This window comes from Bacillus cereus group sp. BfR-BA-01382, from assembly GCF_022663475.1.
In the GTDB taxonomy this organism is placed as follows: Bacteria; Bacillota; Bacilli; order Bacillales; family Bacillaceae_G; genus Bacillus_A; species Bacillus_A thuringiensis_S.
Genome location: NZ_JAKUFQ010000075.1, coordinates 22,036 through 28,600, shown reverse-complemented (window position 1 = coordinate 28,600; position 6,565 = coordinate 22,036). Strand labels below are relative to the sequence as shown.

Sequence of the window (6,565 nt, the reverse complement as noted above, 5' to 3'; positions counted from 1 at the left end):
ATTCATGATTAATTGGTTCTTTTGATTCTGCATGAACGATATGAGGGAGTGTACATAGTGAAAATAGACCACATAATAACCATCTTTTTTGTAATTTCATTATTACCATCTCCTTTCTATGAATTAAAAATATCCATACTTTAAGGATATGTATTTCATTGACAATAGTCAACGTAAAGTTGGTTCTACTATGCGGAATGTTTTGGGCTAAAATGCAGTACATTAATATGTATAAAAAATAAAGATTGGGGTGACTTCATGAAAAAACAGTTTATTTTGCAATGCTTTAAACACGCTATTTATGTATTATCATTCTTTTTTATGTTCTTAGCCTTTCAAGGGGCAATTCCTTTGTACGAGAAGTTATTCCGATTTGGCATCGTATTTTATTTAGTGGTTTTATTTAATTTATTTTTTGATAAAAAACCACCAACATATTTTGCCATTATACGATTCTTTTCAGATGAATATGAAAAAGAAAGCAACGAGGAGTATTTGAATAATTTAGTATCCATTTCTCACTGTGCATTAAGTGGAATGGGACAAGTACGTCAAAATAATTTATCAACAGAGGAAAAGGAAAGAGAATTTGATTTAAATATAAGAAAAGTCGAAGTGAGTTATGAAAGGATTTGCGAATTAAAACCTCCCAAAAAATATGCTGAGAGACATGATGAAATCATGCAGGATATTAAGGGCTTCTTATCTTTATATCAAAAAGACGAAATGTACACAGAAAGCAAGTAAGGAGGTGATACTATGAACATGATTATTGTATTCATCATTATAATTGCCGTACTTGCCATAATTGGGTTTGTCGTGAAAGAATTTGCGAAGTTAGCTTTAGTCGCTATGGCGATTGTTATTTTATTTGGAGCAGGATTTGTTTGGGGACCAAAAGACTTGAATGAAAAATTAGGGTTATCTGAGCTTTTAACCGAAGACTCCTCGCGTGAAGTAAACACATTTGCAACGGAATTTGATAAGAAACGAGAAGAAAATAAAATTGTTGATACACAACACATTGCAGATAAAACAACTGAAACTGGTGAAAATGTAATGACAAAAGCAAAAGATAAAGTGGTAGAACTGTTTCATTAATGAAAAATTGAATATAAGTATAATGAAATGTATATGATATAGGGTCATGACAAACAAGGTGCCAGGAGCGAATGAACGGAACGTCAAAATGGTTCTGACGCTCCTGCTCAATGTATTGTTATAACAACCGAAAGGGGGAGACTTCATGAAAAGAAAAAGAACGATAAAATTTTCAGAAGTAGTTCCTATGTTGTATCCCCTAACAGGAATTACAATTATTACATTTGATTTATTTACAAAACGAGAAAACGTAGTCATAGAATATTATGGATTAGCATTTTTTTTATTTATTTTCAGAATGGAATATCTGACATTTAAAGAAAAACGCATAACAAATAACACGAATATGAACAGCACTTAATTATATAAGATGAAAGTAAAGTCAGCGAAAATGCGGGCTTTTTTTATTTGCCAAAAGTAATAATTCATTGAATATCTCCTATGAAATTTAATTAATATAAAGGGAATATAAAAAACAGGTACTTTAATAACTTGAACTAATACCAAGATGTTAAAATTTGACATTTTTATTTTTGAGAGTTAGAATGAAGTTATCTTCATAACTTTGGTTTAATCATCAAACAGGTATTTAAAATTAAAAAGGAGTGTACATAATGAAAACAGTTAACACAGTACAAACAGAAGAGATTTTACAAGGATTACAAGATGATGGAGTAAATGTAACTGTAGAAAATGTAGATGAATATTTACAGAAACAAGGTGTTTTAGTAAAAGTTCATGTGGGACGTTTACGTAACTATGTAGAAGTTACACCTGGATTGTTTGGGGTAGATGTAAGTCAATCTGAAGAGTTGGGTTCTTTCTTTAAGAATTATATTCGAAACGGAAGATTGAATTTCATTCCAAACGATTATGAGAAAAAGCTAAGAAGCATTGAAGCAAAAGTGAGAAAAATGAAAGCAAGTATGGCAATTGGTTATGATAATGAATATTTACCAATTGAAATATATAAAGATTTTTCAAAATACGTCAAGGAAGCAAGAGTTGAGTATTTTGAAGTGAGAGACAATATCTTAGCTAACTGGATTCAATTGATTAAAATCTTTGAAGAATCATTAGAAAGTAGTTTGGAACAAATGGGAGCTTTAAATAAAGAAGGCATTAAAAGAAGTATTATGAGTCGCATTCCATCAGAGGATAAATACGCTGAAAGCTTTTATTTACGAACAAGCTTAAAAGCATTTCCTGTTATGGCGAATGTAAACTTATTTGATGATGATGTGGCAGAAGAAGTAAGAGAAAGTCTTCGTCAAGAAAGTGTAAGAAGTGTATATGAAATTATGGGTAATGTATTAAATGATGCATTCCAAGTTGTAAACCGTTCATTATGTGTTTACGAAGAGAATCATCGTGTAACAAAAACAACATTAAACAGTATTAAAAATAATTCATATCAAATTAAGAAAAAGAATTTATTTAAAAATGCTTTTGTAGATGAGATTGCGAATGATATGTACACTTTATCTGGTACACCTCAATCAGACCTTTCGGAAGCAGGGGAGATTTTGTTAGCTAAAATTTATGGATACGCTTATGAAATTGGTGTTACAAATGAAATCGACATGAAGAAGAGTATCTTATCTGAAGAGGAATTGGAGATTTTATGTAGTACATTTAGTCAACAAACCAAAGAAGCAATGAGCATGTAAGAATATAGGGAAAAAGACTTTGACATCTGTCAAGGTCTTTTTTGTTGTCACTAATTAAACGAATAAAATCACTCAACTTTTCTATAATGAGTTAAATAAATTTTCAGATTGGAAAAGAGGTGATGGGTATGAATCATTGTGTGCTTTTTTCAACGATTTCTGCATTGTCTTATAGTGGTTATATTTATTCTTCAATGAATTGTGCATCTATATTTACGCAATTTGTATTTCTTTCAGTTAGTATTGTCCATGTATTGTTTGCGGTATACTTCTTAATTAAAGAAGCTCAAATGAATTAAATCATATTGACTATAGTTAATTAATGTTTTACTCTTAATATAGATTAAATATATGGAGAGTGAATAGGATGCAACAAAAATTAAACAAAATTCTTGAAGAAATCAAAGTAGAAACAGATAAATGGAAGTTAAAAGCTTTACATGAAGAAAAATCATCTATTTTAGAGGAGTTAAAGCCTTCCACAAAAGAACGTATTATTTACTTTGAGGAATCAGAAGTGGCATTTGTTCCAACTGGATTTACAAATATGGAAGCAATTATTGATGCTATGCAAACCATTCCTGCATTAGTGGACCGAAGAAGTATCCTTGAATACAATGCGGTGCAAAGACATCCCATTCCGTATGTAATTGTAAAACATCAAAACAAATACTTCTTTATTATTCGAGAAGGTAATAGTGGTGAAATTCGATTGATTGGAAAAATGGGGATGCTTGGTGGTCATGTAGGTGAAGAAGATATCCACGTAAGCAATAAGGATGTAGACCTGTTTAAAACGATTGAGAATGGTTTGTATCGAGAGTTAATGGAAGAAGCGGGTATTACTTCAGAAATGATTGAATCTATTCATTTAGAAGGTTTAATCAAACTATCTGGCGGTGTAGAAGATGACCATTTAGGGTTTGTTTATATGGTAGAATTACGTACAGATGATATTCAAAGCCAAGAAGAAGGCGTGATTAAAGGACTTTGGGTAGATAAAGAAGACCTACCATCTATTAAAGACAAGTTAGAAAATTGGTCTAAAGTTGTATACGAAGAAATTCTCCAGAAAAAATAAGCACTGATAGTATCCGTACAAGAGACTGCAAATATTGTTTTGTGGTCTTTTTTACATGATAAAAGTTCTATAGTGGGAATAAATTTTGTAGATAATTAGAATGGGAGAGTGGAGTTTATGAAATTAAATGAACAGCAAATGAGTTTATTAGTAAAGATACATAGCAATAAAGACCTCTTGGTAGGTTCTCCTAAGTATTTGGCGATGGATGATGATGGAGAGTTAAGGTCTTATGTAGGAGGTATTCCTACTAAAAACATGCATGGTTTTTGGGGAGATTCTTGGAACGCTATTCTGTTTGATTCATATTCTCAAGCAGATGCAGAAATTTTGTCTTTTATTCAAGTGAATCATGACGTTCCGTTCGATATCGAAAAAATGCTGAGAACTGGTTTAGTAAAAACAACGAATCCTCATCCTTTATTAGACGTGCTTAACGAGTGTCAACTCAAAACGTATAAGAAAGAAAAAAGTGATATAGGTGGGTTTATTGAAGAATGTCTTTGTTATGATGAGGTAACAATTTTTGGGGATGAAGATAAGTTTTTCCCTGATGGATGTAAATCGAATGTTCACTTTTTTGATAAAGAAATTTTTCAGAATTCGCTTAGTAAAGGAGTAATTATGTTACTATCTCGCTCTAAATTAATTGTTGTAGATGCTACTTTGCAGAATCAAGAAAGTTTAATAACATTGAAAAATGCTAAGGAACTAAATCGAATTGGTCATTCAATTATATTGATTGAAGAACAAGAATAGACAAGGATTTTTCTTATCACAAAGGTCTTACATGTATTGTATAAGACCTTTGTTTGTAATAATTAGATTTGCATAGTAGCTTGTCGTTTTAAAAGTGTGGTTAGTCCATCTAATTGATTAACCACAACACCATCAAAACCTAAGATGTTATCTTGAGCTAATTTTTTCAATTTATCATTAACAACACCTGACATTAGGCAATTTTCAAAGCAACCTAAGTCTTTATTATAAGCACCAAGAACTATAACACCATATTCAGCTAACATGCTATCAAACTTTTCTTCAATGAAAATTTTCCCATAATATACATCGTTCATAGTTAACATAGAAATCCCTCCTGATTGTATAAGGTTACATATTTTCTGCATCTCTTTTTAATAAAGTTTTCCATAGAAACGCCTTATTTAATGTGTACTTTATATTATATATTCGAAGGTGCTGAAAAATAAGAGAGTGAATGAGGATTTCGTTTGCAAAGGGAAAGATATATAAATATTTCTATTAATTTGATTATAAAAAATAAGGGGGAAACAAAAGTGAAAGGGTTTGTTTGTATTACATCATTTGAGAATTTACACGACTTTGACCTACACCCATATGCTGTGCGTCTGCATATTACCCGAAGCATAAAACAAGGGATTATGGTTGGAAAAGGATTTGTTCATGTACCACATCTATCTCCATCCTTACATCTCTTTTTTCAAACAAAAGATAAATGGAAAAAGTTAAAATTTACAGAGGAAGAGAAAGAGAAATTAGAAAAAGGAAATACAGGGACATGGTATGATTTGTATGAAGAATCGTTTGTTAAAGAAGCAACAGAAAGAAAGGACTTTCAAAAAGCGTATAAACGTCTTAAAGAGCGTTTAGAGGCAGGAGAAAATGCAGTATTGGTTTGTTATTGTGAGAACAAAGATAAGTGTCATAGGGGGATTGTAGGGCGTTTATTAGAAGAAGATGGTTATCAAGTAATCTATCAATAATAAAAATGAGAAGGTGAACCCATGCGTTCTAAAATTGTGCCAAAGGAAATGATACCTGAGATTACAAGAGGAGTATTTGTCGAATATGAACCAGAGTTGCCATATCCATTTGTTCACTATCCTACAAGAATGGGAGTATTTCATGCCTTCCAACAAGAGAAAGATGGCCCTTTATTTTATTGTTCGTGTCAAAAGCAAGGTGTTGAAAATTATTTAAAAGTAAAAGAACGTTTATCGTTTAGTGGTCTTCCGAAAGCATCACAGTTGGAATTAATGGAAATCTTTATTCAAAACATTAAATTCGAAGATAACTTATGCCATATCTGTAATAAAGTTTGTCCGAAGTATGGACATGGAAAAGCAATGAATGAAACAAAGTTTTATTCTATTTATGGATATTATATAAAGGCATTGTCCTATTCTTATGGATTAGATAATAGATTTAGAGATATTTGCTACCCGAAGCATATTCCTGGGGATATTGTCCCGCTTCTAATTGCAGAAGAGCAATATGGGGGACGACTGGTTCTGGACGAGCAATCCTCTAAAGATTTCAAACGATACTGTGAAAATGTTATAAGAACTCGAATGGGGTACTTTGCAATAGGGAAAAAGTGGACATCTGAAATTAAACTTTTAGAATTAATTAAAGGAATTTTTCCTGGATACACAGTTATTCATCAATATGAGTTAGACCATCTAAAAGCGGATATCTATATTGAAGAATTACAGCTTGTCATTGAGTATCAGGGGGAACAACATTACAAACCTATTCCGTTCATGGGTGGAGAAGAAGGACTGAAGAGAAGGCAGGAAAGAGATAAGGAAAAAATAGATTTATGTAAGTATTATAATCTGGATTTAGTGTATGTAACATACTTAGATGAGTTGTCAGAGAAAGTGATAAAAAATAAAATATCTCCTTATTTGAGGGAGAGAATAAATTGAACGCAGGTTCTGTATAGAATCTG

Annotated in this window: 10 protein-coding genes; 9 read left to right on the top strand and 1 reads right to left on the bottom strand. The window is 31.6% G+C overall.

Features of this window, described 5'->3' with window-relative positions; all coding sequences use genetic code 11:
• Window positions 1-258 precede the first annotated feature (258 nt).
• The 7 genes from MR160_RS23955 to MR160_RS23925 all read left to right on the top strand — a co-directional run bounded on the left by MR160_RS23955 (window position 259) and on the right by MR160_RS23925 (window position 4,611).
• On the top strand, window positions 259-747 hold the full coding sequence (locus MR160_RS23955) for a hypothetical protein (RefSeq protein WP_242298187.1): 489 nt from the start codon (window positions 259-261) through the stop codon (window positions 745-747).
• 12 nt (window positions 748-759) lie between these two features.
• On the top strand, window positions 760-1,101 hold the full coding sequence (locus tag MR160_RS23950; RefSeq protein WP_242298185.1) for a hypothetical protein: 342 nt from the start codon (window positions 760-762) through the stop codon (window positions 1,099-1,101).
• 145 nt (window positions 1,102-1,246) lie between these two features.
• A complete protein-coding gene (locus MR160_RS23945) occupies window positions 1,247-1,462 on the top strand; it encodes a hypothetical protein (RefSeq protein WP_242298184.1) in 216 nt (71 codons plus the stop codon).
• Between the two features lie 253 nt (window positions 1,463-1,715).
• Window positions 1,716-2,771, top strand: a complete 1,056-nt coding sequence (locus tag MR160_RS23940; protein WP_098297322.1) for a hypothetical protein — start codon at window positions 1,716-1,718, stop codon at window positions 2,769-2,771.
• Between the two features lie 128 nt (window positions 2,772-2,899).
• Complete coding sequence (locus MR160_RS23935) at window positions 2,900-3,070, top strand: hypothetical protein (RefSeq protein WP_170951652.1); 171 nt, start codon at window positions 2,900-2,902, stop codon at window positions 3,068-3,070.
• 68 nt (window positions 3,071-3,138) lie between these two features.
• Window positions 3,139-3,852, top strand: coding sequence for an NUDIX domain-containing protein (locus tag MR160_RS23930; RefSeq protein ID WP_242298182.1), 714 nt, complete (start codon window positions 3,139-3,141; stop codon window positions 3,850-3,852).
• A gap of 117 nt (window positions 3,853-3,969) precedes the next feature.
• Window positions 3,970-4,611, top strand: a complete 642-nt coding sequence (locus tag MR160_RS23925; RefSeq protein WP_242298180.1) for a hypothetical protein — start codon at window positions 3,970-3,972, stop codon at window positions 4,609-4,611.
• A gap of 62 nt (window positions 4,612-4,673) precedes the next feature.
• Here MR160_RS23925 and MR160_RS23920 read toward each other — a convergent pair whose 3' ends face one another.
• Window positions 4,674-4,937, bottom strand: coding sequence for a hypothetical protein (locus MR160_RS23920; RefSeq protein ID WP_098297325.1), 264 nt, complete (start codon window positions 4,935-4,937; stop codon window positions 4,674-4,676).
• 210 nt (window positions 4,938-5,147) lie between these two features.
• Here MR160_RS23920 and MR160_RS23915 point away from each other — a divergent pair, with 210 nt between their 5' ends.
• Both MR160_RS23915 and MR160_RS23910 read left to right on the top strand, forming a co-directional pair.
• The gene (locus MR160_RS23915; RefSeq protein WP_240522542.1) at window positions 5,148-5,594 is read left to right on the top strand and encodes a DUF488 family protein, N3 subclade; all 447 of its coding nucleotides are present in this window, start codon (window positions 5,148-5,150) and stop codon (window positions 5,592-5,594) included.
• A gap of 21 nt (window positions 5,595-5,615) precedes the next feature.
• Complete coding sequence (locus MR160_RS23910; RefSeq protein ID WP_098368551.1) at window positions 5,616-6,542, top strand: hypothetical protein; 927 nt, start codon at window positions 5,616-5,618, stop codon at window positions 6,540-6,542.
• Window positions 6,543-6,565 lie beyond the last annotated feature (23 nt).